1 protein-coding gene is annotated in these 361 nt (G+C 45.7%); it reads left to right on the top strand.

The genetic code is table 11. The annotated features are described in order from the left end of the window. Positions 1-361: ImmA/IrrE family metallo-endopeptidase (locus tag ACKTR2_RS10565; RefSeq protein WP_407885099.1), on the top strand; the 361-nt coding region annotated here is incomplete at both ends.

Here is a 361-nt window from a genome sequence, read left to right as displayed (position 1 = left end):
TGTGACAAGCTTATATAACGCGTTCAAAGATTATTTAAACCAGCAAACCGACCTTAAAGTCAGTGAAGTGCCTTTAGCGACGCTAAATGGGGCTAAGGGGTATTTTCAACCCAGCACTAATGAAATCGTCATTGGTGGCGATGAGCCCGACAATGCTTTGAAACTAAAGACGTTATACCACGAATATGCGCATAGCCAGCTACACGGCTTAAAATCAGCTTTTAAAGATCGGCCCCGAGCCTATCAGGAAACCCAAGCCGAAGCGGTTGCGTATGTTGCCATGCAAAATATTGGCGTTGATACCAGCAACTACTCACTCGGTTACGTGGCTACCTTGGCCAAAGATAAAGCGGTGATCCAT

The organism is Furfurilactobacillus curtus (assembly GCF_045862785.1).
GTDB classification, from domain to species: Bacteria; Bacillota; Bacilli; order Lactobacillales; family Lactobacillaceae; genus Furfurilactobacillus; species Furfurilactobacillus curtus.
Note: the sequence above shows the minus strand (reverse complement) of the source record. Positions and strands in the feature narration are given on the sequence as shown.